At 39.0% G+C, this 15,496-nt stretch carries 13 protein-coding genes and 4 pseudogenes; 16 read left to right on the plus strand and 1 reads right to left on the minus strand.

Annotation, left to right across the window (positions count from 1 at the left end):
• A pseudogene (locus IQ19_RS24630) lies at positions 1-257 on the plus strand (sodium/proline symporter); the annotation flags it as partial.
• A gap of 487 nt (positions 258-744) precedes the next feature.
• Here IQ19_RS24630 and IQ19_RS24635 read toward each other — a convergent pair.
• Positions 745-888: pseudogene (locus tag IQ19_RS24635) on the minus strand (IS3 family transposase); the annotation flags it as partial.
• Positions 889-1,103: 215 nt separating this feature from the next.
• Between IQ19_RS24635 and IQ19_RS24640 the strand changes: the two are divergent.
• From IQ19_RS24640 to IQ19_RS24710, 15 genes and pseudogenes are all read left to right on the plus strand, one after another.
• Positions 1,104-1,439, plus strand: a complete 336-nt coding sequence (locus tag IQ19_RS24640) for a DoxX family protein (protein ID WP_144546086.1) — start codon at positions 1,104-1,106, stop codon at positions 1,437-1,439.
• A 369-nt stretch (positions 1,440-1,808) separates the two neighbouring features.
• A complete protein-coding gene (locus tag IQ19_RS24645) occupies positions 1,809-2,747 on the plus strand; it encodes a ring-cleaving dioxygenase (RefSeq protein WP_144546088.1) in 939 nt (312 codons plus the stop codon).
• A gap of 23 nt (positions 2,748-2,770) precedes the next feature.
• The gene (locus IQ19_RS24650; RefSeq protein ID WP_144546090.1) at positions 2,771-3,379 is read left to right on the plus strand and encodes a flavin reductase family protein; all 609 of its coding nucleotides are present in this window, start codon (positions 2,771-2,773) and stop codon (positions 3,377-3,379) included.
• Positions 3,380-3,478: 99 nt separating this feature from the next.
• Entirely contained in the window at positions 3,479-4,231 is a 753-nt protein-coding gene (locus tag IQ19_RS24655) for a ring-cleaving dioxygenase (protein ID WP_144546092.1), read from the plus strand.
• 13 nt (positions 4,232-4,244) lie between these two features.
• Positions 4,245-4,797: pseudogene (locus tag IQ19_RS24660) on the plus strand (alpha/beta hydrolase).
• A gap of 232 nt (positions 4,798-5,029) precedes the next feature.
• Complete coding sequence (locus IQ19_RS29185) at positions 5,030-5,233, plus strand: DoxX family protein (protein ID WP_338422705.1); 204 nt, start codon at positions 5,030-5,032, stop codon at positions 5,231-5,233.
• Between the two features lie 143 nt (positions 5,234-5,376).
• A complete protein-coding gene (gene wrbA, locus IQ19_RS24670; RefSeq protein WP_144546094.1) occupies positions 5,377-5,988 on the plus strand; it encodes an NAD(P)H:quinone oxidoreductase in 612 nt (203 codons plus the stop codon).
• A gap of 427 nt (positions 5,989-6,415) precedes the next feature.
• Positions 6,416-7,535: pseudogene (locus tag IQ19_RS24680) on the plus strand (IS3 family transposase).
• Positions 7,536-7,674: 139 nt separating this feature from the next.
• Positions 7,675-7,851, plus strand: a complete 177-nt coding sequence (locus tag IQ19_RS27880) for a hypothetical protein (protein ID WP_158638901.1) — start codon at positions 7,675-7,677, stop codon at positions 7,849-7,851.
• A gap of 460 nt (positions 7,852-8,311) precedes the next feature.
• Complete coding sequence (locus IQ19_RS24685) at positions 8,312-9,328, plus strand: LacI family DNA-binding transcriptional regulator (protein ID WP_158638903.1); 1,017 nt, start codon at positions 8,312-8,314, stop codon at positions 9,326-9,328.
• 29 nt (positions 9,329-9,357) lie between these two features.
• Complete coding sequence (locus IQ19_RS24690; RefSeq protein ID WP_158638905.1) at positions 9,358-10,635, plus strand: ABC transporter substrate-binding protein; 1,278 nt, start codon at positions 9,358-9,360, stop codon at positions 10,633-10,635.
• Between the two features lie 51 nt (positions 10,636-10,686).
• Positions 10,687-11,610: a carbohydrate ABC transporter permease gene (locus IQ19_RS24695; protein ID WP_199749551.1), complete on the plus strand. Its 924-nt coding sequence runs from the start codon at positions 10,687-10,689 to the stop codon at positions 11,608-11,610.
• Between the two features lie 12 nt (positions 11,611-11,622).
• Positions 11,623-12,456: a carbohydrate ABC transporter permease gene (locus IQ19_RS24700; protein WP_144546100.1), complete on the plus strand. Its 834-nt coding sequence runs from the start codon at positions 11,623-11,625 to the stop codon at positions 12,454-12,456.
• Between the two features lie 12 nt (positions 12,457-12,468).
• Entirely contained in the window at positions 12,469-13,737 is a 1,269-nt protein-coding gene (locus IQ19_RS24705) for an FAD-dependent oxidoreductase (RefSeq protein ID WP_144546102.1), read from the plus strand.
• Positions 13,738-13,778: 41 nt separating this feature from the next.
• Positions 13,779-15,419 (plus strand): glycoside hydrolase family 13 protein, encoded by a 1,641-nt coding sequence (locus IQ19_RS24710; RefSeq protein ID WP_144546104.1) that lies wholly within the window; start codon positions 13,779-13,781, stop codon positions 15,417-15,419.
• Positions 15,420-15,496 lie beyond the last annotated feature (77 nt).

The following is a 15,496-nucleotide window of genomic DNA, read 5'->3' on the forward strand; positions in this document are numbered from 1 at the left end:
CATGGGCAGGTATTGGGAATACATTTTCTGTTATTATCTTATTAATTTTCTTCTGGAAGCGTATTTCAGGTATGGGTGTTATCGCCACGATTATTGTCGGATTTGTCAGTGCTATCGTTTGGCCGCTTTCATCGCTTGAATCGATTTTATCAGCAAAAGCTGCAACGTTCTTTATTTGCTTAATCGCTGGTATTGTATTCTCTTTAATATATCCTGATACAATAAAAGAGACACAGCCTAAATTAGTAAAATCGTAATATGGACTATTATTTTCTTATACAAAAAGGGGCTTGTTTAGAAAGTGTGGATTTGAAATTTATCAAGACCGGTTCTGGTGCAAATACCAAGACAAATTGAAAAAAGTTAGGTCCACTTTCAGATAACTCCTTAGGTGGTTATCCTGAACAGTCTAGGTATGAATTCCACTTCATTTTGGACAGACTACACCCCTTGATGAAGTTTCGAAAGCATATTTATCACCTCAAGATTTTCTTAATACAAGTTTAAATCCAAAAAGACTGTAGGAAAACTCAATTTAATGAGTTTTCCTACAGTCTGAACATTTCTTCTTTAGAGGAAATGTTTTTTTATATTGATAAAATAAAAAGCCCCAAAATATTATGATGAGATCTGTAAATGTTAGCCATCTAACATTTTTAAAATATGAAAAACTTTATACTCATATATGTAAGAGCAAAGTGTAGATAACGTATTGGTATGTCAACACTAAACTAGACAACTTTTTTAATTTTTATATTCAATAGGGCTTAAATAGCCCAGTGTTCCGTGTATTCTTATATGATTAAACCAATGGACATAATCATCTAATTCCAACTTCAACTGTTCTAAACTTTCAAAATATTTACCTTTTATAAATTCTGTCTTGATATGGAATTTTCCGCAGAGCTATACACGTCAGTTTAACAGATAAAGGTAATGAATGGAGAAAGTTATGCTGGAACATCAGGAGTTAATTGACGATATGTTTAGATCTTTAAGTGCAGAAGAATCATAGTTCAACTTCTCGAAAAGGCAAGATAAAATTAATAAATTTTTGTATTTTATCTCAAACTCGAGATAAATAAAATTAGGAGGAATTAAAAATGATGGACGTAGGTTTATTAATTATTAGGCTGGTAATAGGCGTATTATTCATTGGTCACGGTGCTCAAAAATTGTTTGGGTGGTTTGGGGGACATGGATTAAAAGGAACCGGAGGCTGGTTTGAATCCATTGGGATGAAGCCGGGAGTAATGATGGCCCTTTCCGCAGGATTAGCAGAACTAATCGGGGGAATTTTGTTTGCATTAGGATTTTTAACACCTCTCGCAGCATTAATGATTGTAGGAACTGAATATAACTTAACTTTAATCTCTGTAGCCATTGGTATCGCATTAATTGGCCCAGGTCGATATGCATTGGATTTCTTTTTATTTTAAACTATCTAGAATTAGAATTTCTTTAAAACAGGCTTTTCGTGAATTTTTGTCCCTTTTCAACTTCTATATACATTGTATAACTGAATTGATAGTAGCGATGGGGATTGAGAAAAGCGGGAACCCCACAGGCTAAAGGGGCTCTCATTCTCTCCGTTGGAAATCTTACTGCTCACAGCCGGCAAAATTTATAAGTAAAACAACAATATGGGCTGAATACTTGTGTTTGTTCTAAACTGTGATGAAGATTTCATTATAAGTATTAAGTGAATTAAAAAGCAAAAATGAAAGCAGAATAATTACCTGGGTATCATAAGCATGTCAGTGGTTACAGAATATAATCAATCCAATTTTAGAAGGAGTGTGTAAAATATGGATAAAAAAACAATGGGGATTCATCATATAACTGCAATTGTAGGCCATCCTCAAGAGAATGTAGATTTCTATGCTGGAGTTTTGGGATTGCGTTTAGTCAAGCAAACGGTCAATTTTGATGATCTGGGCACTTATCATCTTTACTTTGGAAATGAGGGCGGCAAGCCAGGAACAATCATTACTTTCTTTCCTTGGGCAGGTGCCCGTCAAGGGGTTATTGGCGATGGCCAGGTAGGAGTTACTTCGTATGTCGTTCCGGCAGGTGCCATGAAGTTTTGGGAAGAAAGGCTTGAAAAATTTAAAGTTCCTTATACAAAAATGGAACGTTTCGGAGAGCAATATTTGGAATTTGATGATCCTCATGGACTTCATTTGGAGATTGTTGAAAGAGAAGAAGGGGATGTGAATTCCTGGACTTTCGGGGAGGTTACCCCTGAAGTAGCTATAAAAGGATTCGGTGGAGCAACTCTCTTATCAACTCAGCCAGCGAAGACTGCTGATCTGCTGGAAAACATTATGGGACTTGAAGTTGTAGGTCAGGAAGGAGATTTTATCCGTTACCGTTCTTCTGCTGATATTGGAAATGTCGTCGATCTTAAATTAACTCCAATTGGACGGGGGCGAATGGGTGTGGGAACCTTGCATCATATTGCTTGGAGGGCTATTGATGATCAGGATCAATTGGATTGGCAAAAATATGTTGCCGATAATGGATATGGGGTTACACCAGTTCAAGACCGAAACTACTTTAATGCTATCTATTTTAGGGAACATGGGGAAATTTTATTTGAAATTGCTACAGATCCTCCAGGGTTTGCCCATGATGAATCCCGGGAAACATTGGGCGGGAAATTAATGCTGCCTGAACAATATGAGCCACAAAGGGAAAACATAGAAAGTGTTCTGCTTCCGTTTACAGTCAGAGAATTGGATTGAATTTAAAAGAGGTGATGCCCGCTATGCTTTCAATTGACCCAACTGACAATAGTGAAAGAGAAAATTACAAATTTTTAATAGGAAGCATCATACCAAGGCCTATTGCTTTTGTAACAACTATATCAAATGAAGGTGTGTTGAATGGGGCACCATTCAGTTATTTCAATATCGTGACATCAAATCCCCCAATGATATCCTTAGCGATTCAAAGAAATGAAGGAACACAGAAGGATACGGCCAAAAATATTATCAGCACAAAGGAATTTGTTGTTCATATTGTCGATGAGGAGAATGTAGAAAAAATAAATAAGACAGCAGCAGCTCTGCCTCCTGATCAAAGTGAAATAGAATTAGCACAATTAACTCCAGCTGAAAGTAGGAAAATTTCTGTACCTGGAGTGATGGAAGCGAAAATCCGTATGGAATGTACCCTGGAACAATCGCTTTCATTAGGGGGTACGGATACGCCTGGCTGTGATCTTATCATTGGAAAAGTTGTTCAATTTCATATTGATGAAAACATCTATGAAAAAGGAAGAATTGATCCAAGGGGGCTTGCTGCAGTGAGCCGTTTGGCTGGCATCAAATATGCAAAGATTGGCGAAATGTTTTCTATCGAAAGACCCAAGTAGAATTTAATTCACTCTTAAAGAAAAAAAACGATTAATTTTGACCGGCCGGAAGTCTATCATCTTTATTTCGGAAATAAAAATGGTGATCCTGGGACGGTTATGACTTTCTTCCCGTGGGAGAAGCAGCTAAATGGACGGATTGGAACGGGTCAGGTCGGAGTGACCAGTTATGTGATCCCTGATCAATCAATTGAATTTTGGAAAAAACGGCTGAGTAAATTTGGTGTTAATTTTATACAAACGGTTCGCTACGGTGAAACCTACCTGCAATTCCAGGATCCAGACGGCCTTGAAATCGAACTGGTAGAGCGGTCTGAGGGGCCTTTGAATACATGGACTTTGAAAGACATTCATCCAGAGGTTGCCATTAAAGGATTTGGAGGAGCAACCCTGATTTCTGCAAAGCCAAATAAAACGGCTGAAGTACTAGAGAATGTATTAGGGCTTGAATGCCATGGTCAAGAAGAGGGATTCTTAAGATTTAAATCAGAAGCCGAACTTGGAAATACAATCGATATAAAACTTACCCCCTCTGTTCGAGGATTGATGGGGGCTGGTACAGTTCATCATATTGCCTGGAGAGCGAAAGATGAAGAGGACCATATGAGGTGGAGAAACTTTCTTCTGGAGAAGGGCTATTATCTAACCGAAATTCTGGATCGTAATTACTTCAAAGCACTTTACTTTCATGAAGAAGGCGGCATTTTGTTCGAAATCGCGACAGACCCTCCAGGATTTACGGTTGACGAACCACTAAAGGTACTTGGCAGCAGCCTTATGTTATCTTCATGGCTGGAATCCAGGAGGGGAGAATTGGAAGAGACTTTACCTGCTGTAGAGATTCCTAAATAAAAGGAGGTAAATGATGAAGCACATATTTCAAAAAGGGATAAACCCTTCAAAACCGACCTTATTACTGCTGCATGGAACAGGAGGCAATGAGTTAGATTTGCTGCCCCTTGCAGGAAGAATCGATGATGAAGCTTCCATATTAACCGTCAGAGGGAATGTTCTTGAAAATGGCATGCCCCGTTTCTTCCACAGATTGGCTGAAGGTGTTTTTGATGAGGAAGATCTAAATATTCCGTACAAAAGAATTGAATGAATTTCTTGATGAATCTGCTGAAAGGTATAGTTTTGACAGAGATAATATTATTGCCATTGGATACTCAAATGGTGCGAATATAGCAGCCAGTTTACTGTTCCATTATCAAAATGCATTGAAAGGGGCTATTCTTCATCATCCAATGGTGCCCAGAAAAGGAATTGAACTTCCTGATCTGACTGGAAAGTATGTGTTTATCGCTGCCGGTACTAATGATCCGATTTGTTCACCAATGGAATCGAAAGAATTGCACTCCATGCTGGAAAAGGCCAACGCTTATGCAGAGCTTCATTGGGAGAACAGGGGACATTAACTTACTGCTGCAGAGGTCGAGGCTGCTGCAAAGTGGTATAGAAAATGTTCGTTTTCATTAAAATAAAGAATATTATCGTGGTATTAAATTAATTACTTTAAAAGAAGAGTTAGGGGCGTTTATATTACGCTTAACATTAGGTTTTATATTTTTGATTCATATTTTAGTTAAATTCCAAGGTGGAATAGGGAATACTATATGACGGTTTGAAAGTATTGGCCTGCCAGGATTTATGGCCTATGTTGTAGCTGGTATAGAATTAATTGGCGGCATCGCTTTGATCATTGGATTGGGAACAAGAGTTGTGTCCGCATTAATTGGCATCATCATGATTGGATCGGTAAATAGCAGTTGGCTTGTTAGGAAATGGCCAACGGGCTGTGAGCTGGATCTGGCCATTTTAGCCATCGCTATTTCTTGCAATCAATGGAAGTAAATTCGTATCCATTGACCAATAAATTTTTAAAAGAGACTCAAAAGAGAGAAGAACTGTTTATTTAAATTAAGGAAATGAGGTTTATGAAAATGGGTTTTCTATCCAAGTTATTTGGAAATTCATCTATAAAGGAGACAAAAGCAATGTCAAATGTTAAATTAGCAGTCATTTTTTACAGCATGGGTGGAACAAACTATCAATTGGCAAAGTGGGCTGAAGAAGGAGCAAAAGAAGCGGGAGCTGAGGTAAAAGTTCTAAAAGTAGAAGAATTAGCCCCGGCATCTATCATCGAGAAAAATGATGTATGGAAATCAACTGTAGAAGCAACGAAGGACGTTCAAGTCGCAACTGGAAACGATATTGAATGGGCAGACGCAATTATCTTTAGCGTTCCAACCCGATTTGGGAATATGCCTTCACAAATGAAGCAATTCCTTGATATTCAAGGCGAGTTGTGGGCGACTGGTAAGACTGTCAATAAAGTCGTAAGTGCCATGACATCTGCCCAGAACCCACACGGTGGACAGGAAGCCACACTTTTATCCTTATATACTTCCATGATGCATTGGGGTGCGATTATTGCTGCTCCTGGCTATACTGATCCGGTTATTTTTGGAGCAGGTGGTAATCCCTATGGAACAAGTGTTACAGTTGGCCAGGATGGAAAAATGATTGAAGATGTTCAAGCAGCTGTAAAACATCAAGCGAAACGTACAGTAACCATCGCTGAGAGGGTAAAGAAAGCCAATCAGTAATATAAAGAAAGCTAATCGTCGTTAATCGATTAGCTTTTTTAGTGTATTATAGGCAGTCTTTTTTCGGTTAAATGGAGTGAAAAAAGTTTAGCATATTCGACGAGGATTTCCCGAAGAAGGGTGAGGTTGATTGTAGCTGCCATATCATTGTTTAGTACTGAATCGGCTACACTTAACTGGACAATAAAATTAAGGTCAAGTAGACTAACTACCAATTCTGGATATACTGCTAGTGAACATAAGTGATCCGTTTTAGAAACTTTATATGGAGTGGCGGGTGTGCTAGCCTTGTTGGCGAGCCAGGTGTAATTAACAGCTGGCTCTCTGAGCGGGAAAGCATGCCCGCGGAGGCTCCATGTCAAGTTTTTGCATAATCTCACTATTTTTGTAGTCTACTACATCTTATTCGTTAAGGAGAGATTTAAAGATGAAGAAAGCCAGAAGAACATTTACTCCTGAATTTAAGGCTCAAATGGTCAAGTTATAGGAAAGTGGAAAACGTAGAAAAGATATTATTAGTGAATATGATTTAACGCCTTCGGCATTGGATAAATGGGTTAAACAAAGTCAAACATCTGGTTCGTTTAAAGAGAAGGATAATAGAACACCAGAAGAAACAGAGTTGATCAAACTTCATAAAGAAAATCAACGTTTATTGATGGAGAATACTATTTTAAAGCAAGCTGCGCTGATAATAGGACGAAAGTAAATGTGATTAAAAATAACCGTGACAAATACTCGATATCAGCAATGTGCGAAGTCCTACAACTGCCGAGAAGTACCTATTATTATGAAACAAAAGAGCAATCAAAATCAGAGGATGAACTAACGGCTACCGTTATCGATATATTTCATAAAAGCCGCCAGAACTATGGTACTCGTAAAATTAAACATGAGTTAAAAAAGCTTGGAATAGTCGTATCAAGACGACGGATTGGCAGAATCATGGAAGAGAATGGAGTAGTATCTAAATATACAGTCGCTCAGTTTAAGCCTCATGTTGATAAATGTACTGAATCTAAAGTTGAAAAGGAGTTAAATAGGAAATTTGATCAACAAAAGGAATTAACTGTTGTAGTAAGTGATTTAACATATGTAAGAGTCGAAAGTCGATGGCATTACATATGTTTATTTGTTGATCTATATAATCGGGAAATTATAGGCCACAGTGCAGGCCCTCACAAAAATACCGAACTTGTATATCAAGCCTTATCAACTATTAAAGCGGACCTCAGGGAAATTCAGCTTTTTCACACCGACCGAGGCAACGAATTTAAAACAAGACGATTGATGAAGCACTAGATACATTCGAAATTAAACGGTCATTGAGCATGAAAGGATGCCCATATGATAAAGCAGTTGCCGAAGCCACATTTAAGATTATCAAGACAGAATTTATAAAAGGTAAATATTTTGAAAGTTTAGAACAGTTGAAGTTGGAATTAGATGATTACGTCCATTGGTTTAATCATATAAGAATACACGGAACACTGCGCTATTTAAGCCCAATTGAATATAAAAAGGAACACCTTAAAAAAGTTGTCTAGTTTAGTGTTGACATACCAGCCCACAAAGGCCGCAGACGTCCGGCGTCTCCAAGCGAACATTTTGTTGATGCAGAGGGGATAGAGGAATGGAAAAAAATTCTCAACCTCAGGTCATAAACGCCGAAAAATTGCTTCGTCATTGGCTGGGTGCTATGAAGTTCCGATTACGGTTGCCATTTCCGGAACAGCGAGCGATTTTGCTTCATTTGATGCCGGTTACGGCGTCAGGATGCCGATCGAAATTGTATTTCACATATCGCAATTGTTACAAAACTGCTGTTCAACGATTGCCGGTTCGCCGGGAAGGGTCGATTGAGATATTTGAAGGTCAGTAAAATTCCGGAGTGAATCGCCTTTCTGGAATTTATAGACAGGATAGGAACTCCTGAACACGCAGAAAATATGTGTTTTTTTATAAACAACAATTGTTAAGAAGCAGTCGTTTTAGATCTGTTGGATTGAACATTCCTGTTCCAAATAAAAAGCTCTTAACTTCGGAAAAAGTATTTACTTAGTGAAAACCTCTAGCATTTCATTTCGAAAGGTTGAGCCTGTTTCCTGAAGCCTTACTGCAACAGGATACAGGCACTTTTTATTAAAAGGAACTATTCGTATTAAAAATATTTATATTTTTTAATTATTATATTGACAGTCATGAATGAAAGGAATAATATGATGTTAACGCTAACATTAATGCGGTTCAAACAGTGATTTTTTTTAAACAAAAATGTTAACGTTAACATTTTGAAGAGAAAGCTTTAAAAAGGATGATGCAAGTGAACCGAACGCCAAATTTATTAGAAGTGGCAAAAGCTGCGGGTGTTTCAAACATGACCGTATCGAGAGTAGTCAATAACAGCGGAAAAGTTTCCGACAAAACCAGGCAAAAGGTATTAAAGGCGATTAAAGAGCTTAATTATCAGCCTAATTTGATTGCCAGAAGTTTGGCTAGGAAAAAAACCAACATCCTCGGGCTTGTTGTGTATAGCGAAAAAGGTGTACATCCTGCTTTTTATAATGAAATTATCAATGGCGTACAACAAGGTGCCTCTGAACTCGGATATGACTTGCTGATCTTTGCCAATAGTGAAAAACAGTCATACAGCGACCGAATTACTCACTCAAGCTTTGTAGACGGTGTTATTTTTATGGGAGTTAAGATCAATCAAAATGATATTAAAAATGTTCATGAAAAGGGCTTCCCATATGTTTTTGTTGGAAAGAGGGAAATTGAAGGAATTAACCCTTATTTTATTTCGCCGGATTATATCAAAGGAACCAAAATGGCGACAGAATATTTAATTGAGCTGGGTCATACAAGAATTGGACTTATTGGACAATCAAGAATGATAGAGCCGGATTATGATAAGTTGCTTGGATACCAGGAGGCTTTATATAAGCACAATCTTGTCTATAACCCCCAGCTTGTTTTTGAAGAGAGCCAAACTCAATTGGATGGTTATAATGCGATGAAAGAATTGCTCAAGCAGAAGCCTACAGCTGTCATCATAAACAATACTTATTCAACCATCGGGGCAACTACCGCGATTAAGGAAGAGGGGCTCCGAATTCCAGATGACATTTCTGTCATTGGCTTTGATGATAATCAGGAGCTGAATGAACAATTTAATGATTTTATAGGGCTTGAACTTTCCACTATAAGAATCCCAAAGATTGATCTAGGCAGGCAGGCAGCGAAAATGACCATTTCATTATTAGAAGGAAATGATGTCTCTCAGGCTAATTTTATTGATCTTCAATTTATTAAAAATAGTTCATGTAAAAAATTATAAAAATAGAAATGAATTTAAGGAGGATTAAGATGTTAAGAAAATTTAAAATGTCATTGCTGCTCTCTTTTGTTCTTATTTTATCTATGTTTGTAAGCGCTTGCGGAGGCGGGGGATCCGAGGCTGGAGGCAGTGAAGATGGAAAAACAGAACTGCGTTTCATTCTCAATAATGACAGCCCTACTTTAGTTGAACAAATTAAAGAATTCGAACAAGAGAATCCAGACATTAAAGTAAATGTTGAAAAAATCCCTTTAGACCAATTCTTTGAAAAAATTGAAACGATGATCGCAGGCGGCAGAGCACCTGATTTATTGTACACACCTGTTCTCGCAACGCAGCGTTATGCCAATCTGGATTTGCTGCTGGATGTTTCAGGTGACCTTTCAGAAGAAGAGAAAGCTGATTTTCTCCCATCAGCGCTTGTAAGTGTAAAGAACGGGGATAAAATTGTCGGAGTCCCGCATTTTACAGACAGCATTTCCGTTTTCTATAACAAAGATCTTTTTGAAAAAGCTGGGGTAAAAACACCTGAGACCATTGATTCAACATGGAACTGGGAGGATTTCGCTGCAGCTGCAGAAAAAGTCAAAAGTGCTAATAACTTAAAATATGGCGTCAGCACAGGAAATGATGTTTCACAATTTCTTCCGTTCCTTTATCAAAACAAAGGATCTGTGCTGAGTGAGGACCAAAAGTCATCTGGAATCAACTCAAAGTCATCCATTGAGTCCATTGAATACTTTAAATCATTATTTGATAAAGGTTTAGCATCTAAAGAGTCATTTATTGGCTCTGAAAAAGCTGATGAGCTTTTCAAACAGGGTCAGCTTCCAATGGTTATTACATTCTCAGGATTAATTAACTCATTTGAAAATGACATTCAGGATTTTGAATATGGGGTAACATACTTGCCGAAAAAAGAAGTAACGGCTACCAAACTTGGTGGAGCAAATATTGTTTCTTTTAAGGATACAAAGCATCCAAAAGAAGCCATCAAGCTAATGAAATACTTAACAAGTGAAGAGAAAATGGCTGAATTTGCAGCCAAAGAAGGCGTAGTCCCTACCAAAACAAGTGCACAGGAGTCTGTTGACTACGGGGATATTGCTGGAGGTATGAAAGTGATTATTAACGAGATTAATAGTGTTCCGGAATATGCCGTTAAGGACTTTTCTATTCCTGAATATTTAGGCTATAAGTCAATCCTGACAAGTGAAATGCAATCGGTTATTTTAGGAGAAAAATCTCCTGAAGAGGCTGCTGAATCAATGGAAGAGCAGATTAATAATTCGGTGCTGAAAAAATAATTAAGGATGGAGGGGGCTTCCCCTCCTTTCTAATTCCAGGGGTGATCGTACATGGATTTGGTCAAGTCAATGGAGGTTAAAGGGGAACACAATCATACTGAGGCAAAAAAATATAAATGGAAACAAAAATTAACTCCGATTGGTTTTATTTCACCTGTTCTTCTTATTTTCTCTCTGTTTTTATTTTTCCCGGTTTTATTTGCATTCTATATGAGTTTCCACCAATGGGGCATGATTGGAACACCCGAATTTGTAGGCTTTCATAATTATGTGCGTTTATTTCAAGATCCATTGTTCTGGACCTCGATTAAGAATACACTTATTTTTTCACTTTCTGTTCCATTAAAAGTGGCCATCGCATTATTTATTGCGGTGCTTTTGAATCAAAAGATAAGAGGTTTAGGATTTTACCGGGCCGCCTTTTTCTTTCCGGTCGTCCTTTCCATGGTTGTAGTCGGTTTAGTCTGGCAATGGATGTTTAGCCCGAGCTACGGTTTTATCAACTATCTGCTTGAGAAACTTGGCTTGCCGCTGCAGAACATGCTGATTGATTCCGATCAGGCGATGATTGTTCTTATTATCGTAAGTATTTGGAAAGGGTTAGGGAGCAACTTGCTGTTATTCCTTGCAGGTCTGCAGGCCATCCCAAGCAGTGTCTATGAAGCTGCGGAAATTGATGGGGCTAATTCCTGGCAGAAGTTCTGGCATATTACTGTCCAGCTCTTGAAGCCAACAACCCTTTTTGTGCTGATTATTACGTTAATCGGATCCTTCAAAATTTTTGACCTGGCTTATGTTATTACTGGCGGAGGGCCTGGAACCAGCACGATGGTTCTGGTTCATTACATTTATCAAGAGGCATTCCAGCGTTTTGATATGGGATATGCATCGGCGGCAGCGTATGTATTCTTTATCATTCTGTTTATTTTAACGCTGGTGCAGATGAGAATGTTTAAATCTGATAGTGAATTCTAGGAGGGACCTTCCATGAGCAGCAAAAGCAGAAATTTGTTAAAACGTATTCCTTTATATGCTTTTTTAATACTAGGTTCAGTGGGAATGCTCGTACCATTTGTATGGATGATTTTGAGTGCCTTAAAACCGAATAATGAAATATTCACGAGCCCTCCGACCTTCCTTCCTAAAGATCCGAATTGGGGAAATTTTGTAGAAGCATGGGGCTCGGGTGATTTTACGCAATATTTTATTAATACTTCGATCATTTCGGTTTTAACAACTGTTATTACCCTGTTTATCTGCTCGTTAGCAGGCTACACATTTGCGAAATTTAACTTTATGGGCAAGAAAGTTCTCTTCCTGTTATTTCTTGGGACGATGATGATCCCGATGCAAGTAATCATGATTCCTATTTTTCTGATGATGTCAAAGATCGGTTTATTGAATTCATATTGGTCTGTTATTTTGCCGCTTGTTGCAAATGCTTATGGCGTTTTTCTGATGCGTCAGTTTATGAGTACGATTCCAACAGAATTGATGGAAGCAGCCCGCATCGACGGGTGCTCAGAATTTAGGATATTCTGGCAGATTATTTTGCCTTTAACGAAACCTGCTTTAGTGACATTGGGAATCTTAACGTTTCTTGGAGCCTGGAATGAATTTTTATGGCCATTAATCATGTTGGATTCACCTGATATGATGACTCTTCAAGTCGCATTGACCCAGTTCCAGGGGCAATATGAAGTTAAATGGAACCTATTAATGGCAGCGTCAGCGCTGTCCATGATTCCAATTGCTTTAATCTTTATTGTTTTTCAGCGTTATTTGGTAGAGGGAATCGCATCTTCAGGAGTAAAGGGATAGGAGGCAAAGAATATGGAAATGTATACACAGGTAAAAAACATAGAGATCTCGAAAACGGCAGACGTAATCGTTGCAGGAGGCGGCCCGGCTGGGGTAGCAGCGGCTATTGCTTCAGCAAGGAAGGGGGGTAATACCATTCTTCTTGAACGGAATGGATTTTTAGGTGGTATGGGTTCGGCAGCGCTTGTTAACCCATTTATGAGTTTCTCTTCAGGAAAGACTCAGCTCGTTAAGGGAATCTTCCAGGAGATGATTGATCGCTTGAAGGAAGCAGGAGCGTTTGGCGGAGCTGGCCATGCCTGGTCCTTTGACCCTGAAATATATAAATATGTTTTAAATGAAATGGTGCTCGACAGCGGCGTTCGTCTGCAATTCCATTCTTTTGTTGTCGATGCTGTAACAGAGGCAAATGTGATTAAAGGAATCATCATCGAAAGTAAATCTGGACGGCAAATGCTAAGAGCTAAAACATTTATTGACTGTACAGGTGATGGAGACTTAGCAGCAAGAGCAGGAGCAGAATTCAAGATTGGCCGGGAATCGGATGGGCAATGCCAGCCAGCCAGCATTATGTTCAAAATGGGCGGAGTAACGAATAGAAAAAAAGCTTGTGAGTATGCTGTAGAAGATGAAAGACTGCCGCAGGGAAGGGTTTTGTTCTTCAAGATGCCCCGTGATGGAGAAGTCATGATCAACATGACTCGAATTGTAAATGTTGATGCCCTTAATGTAGATGATTTAACTAGAGCTGAAATTGAAGGCAGAAAACAAATAAAAGAAATTGTCGAATATATGCAGGAGAATGTAGTAGGATTTGAAAATTCTTATTTAGTCACAACAGGACCTCAAATTGGCATCCGTGAATCACGCCGGATCATGGGGGAATATGTTTTAACAGCTGATGATGTTCTGGAATGCCGTAGATTTGATGATGCCATTGCTTCATGCTCTTATATGATCGATATTCATAATCCCACAGGAGCAGGTACTGAGAAGGTGATTCTTCCGAAGGGCCAATGGTATGATATCCCGTATCGCTGTTTGCTTCCGAAGGTCTTCGATAACCTTTTAGTAGCAGGCAGATGTATCTCCTCTACACATGAAGCCCATTCTTCTCTGCGCATACAGCCAACATGCTATGCCATGGGGCAGGCAGCCGGAATGGCAGCAGCAATGTCCGTAAACCAGGGCATTCACCCTAAATCGCTAAATGCAGCTGAATTAAGAGCTAATTTATTAAAAGAGAATTGCTTCATTCGTGAAAGTATTTCATCAGTATGAGGCATCGCAGCTAAAGCGGCCGATGGAAAGCGGGGATAGGCTTGAAAAAAACATGGTGGAAAGAAGCTGTTGTTTATCAGGTATATTGGAGAAGCTTCTATGACTCAAATGGAGACGGAATAGGCGATTTGGAAGGCCTGCTGTCAAAATTGAACTATATTAAAGAGCTTGGGGCTGACGTCATCTGGCTGAATCCAATGTATGAGTCTCCTGACAAAGATAATGGTTATGATATTTCGGATTATTATAAGGTCATGGAAAAAGCGGGGGATATGCAGACAGTCGAGCGCCTGGTAAGTGAAGTTCATAAGCTGGGGATGAAGATCATTATGGATTTGGTCGTCAATCATACGTCTGACCAGCATCCGTGGTTTCTGGAATCGAGATCTTCAAAGGACAATCCAAAAAGAGACTGGTACATTTGGAAAGATGCAAAAGACGAGAAGGAACCTAATAATTGGCGTTCCTACTTTACTCCATCCCCTTGGGAATGGGATGTGAAAACAGGGCAATATTATTTTCATTCCTTTGCTTCGGAGCAGCCTGATCTGAACTGGGAAAATCTAGAAGTACGCGAGGAAATCTACCGGATCATGCGCTTTTGGCTGGATAAAGGGATAGACGGATTCCGTATGGATGTTATCAACCTGTTAGCCAAAGAAAAAGGCTATAAAGATGCAGAAGACCCATATGATTTATCGTACTTGGGGAATAATCCAGGCATTCATGAATATCTGCAGGAGATGAACCGGGAAGTGCTACGGTATTATGATATCATGACCGTTGGTGAAATTCCGTTTGTTACCCCAGAAGATGGCTTATTATATGTCGGAGAAAACCGAAACGAACTGCATACTTTGTTTCATTTTCAAGTGGCAGATGATATGCGGGTCTGGGATATGCTGAGGTATAAAGAAATTCAAAAGCTATGGTATGAAGGATTAAAAGGCAAAGGGTGGAATTCCCAGTTTTTAAACAATCATGATCATACCCGACAGGTTACGAGGTATGGGAATGATGGAAAATATCGTGCAGAATCTGCCAAGCTGCTTGCAACCCTCGTTCATACCTTGCCTGGAACTCCATATATCTTTCAAGGGGAAGAGATTGGAATGACGGGGGTTTGTTTCGAGGACATTGAAGATTATCAAGATATCGCCATGAAAAATAAATACAGGGAGCAAGTCGGGCTTGGTGAAGCGCCAGATAAGGTTCTTAGAGACCTTCAGCCTCTCAGCAGAGATAACTCGCGAACGCCTGTACAATGGGATGTCAGTGAAAACGCTGGCTTCACAAAGGGAGTGCCCTGGATAAAAGTCAATCCTAATTACACAGTCATCAATGTAAAAGAGGAACTGAAAAATCCAGATTCTGTTCTTCATTACTATAAAAAGCTCATTGCCTTGAGAAAAGAGAATGAGGTTATGGTTTATGGTGATTATGATGATTTGTCAGAGGGCAATTTGGAGCTTTATATCTACACGAGAACTTTAGATGAAGTCACCTGGTTGATTGTTCTAAATCACAGTGAAAATATAAATAAGGTTAACTGGCCAGAAAAACTAGGTGTAAGAGACAAAGAGCTTTTATTGTGGAATTATTCATCTATGGCTAATGATGAATCGGATAGTAAGATGATTTTAAGACCTTTTGAGTCCAGGATTTATCAGATTGCTAGATAATGGACTGATAGCCCGGCAGCACATAGCTGAGTTTATGATGAAGAGAACCCCGTTAGATATAGGTTAAAAAGAAACCA

It is taken from the genome of Cytobacillus oceanisediminis, from assembly GCF_007830235.1.
Lineage (GTDB): Bacteria > Bacillota > Bacilli > Bacillales > Cytobacillaceae > Cytobacillus > Cytobacillus oceanisediminis.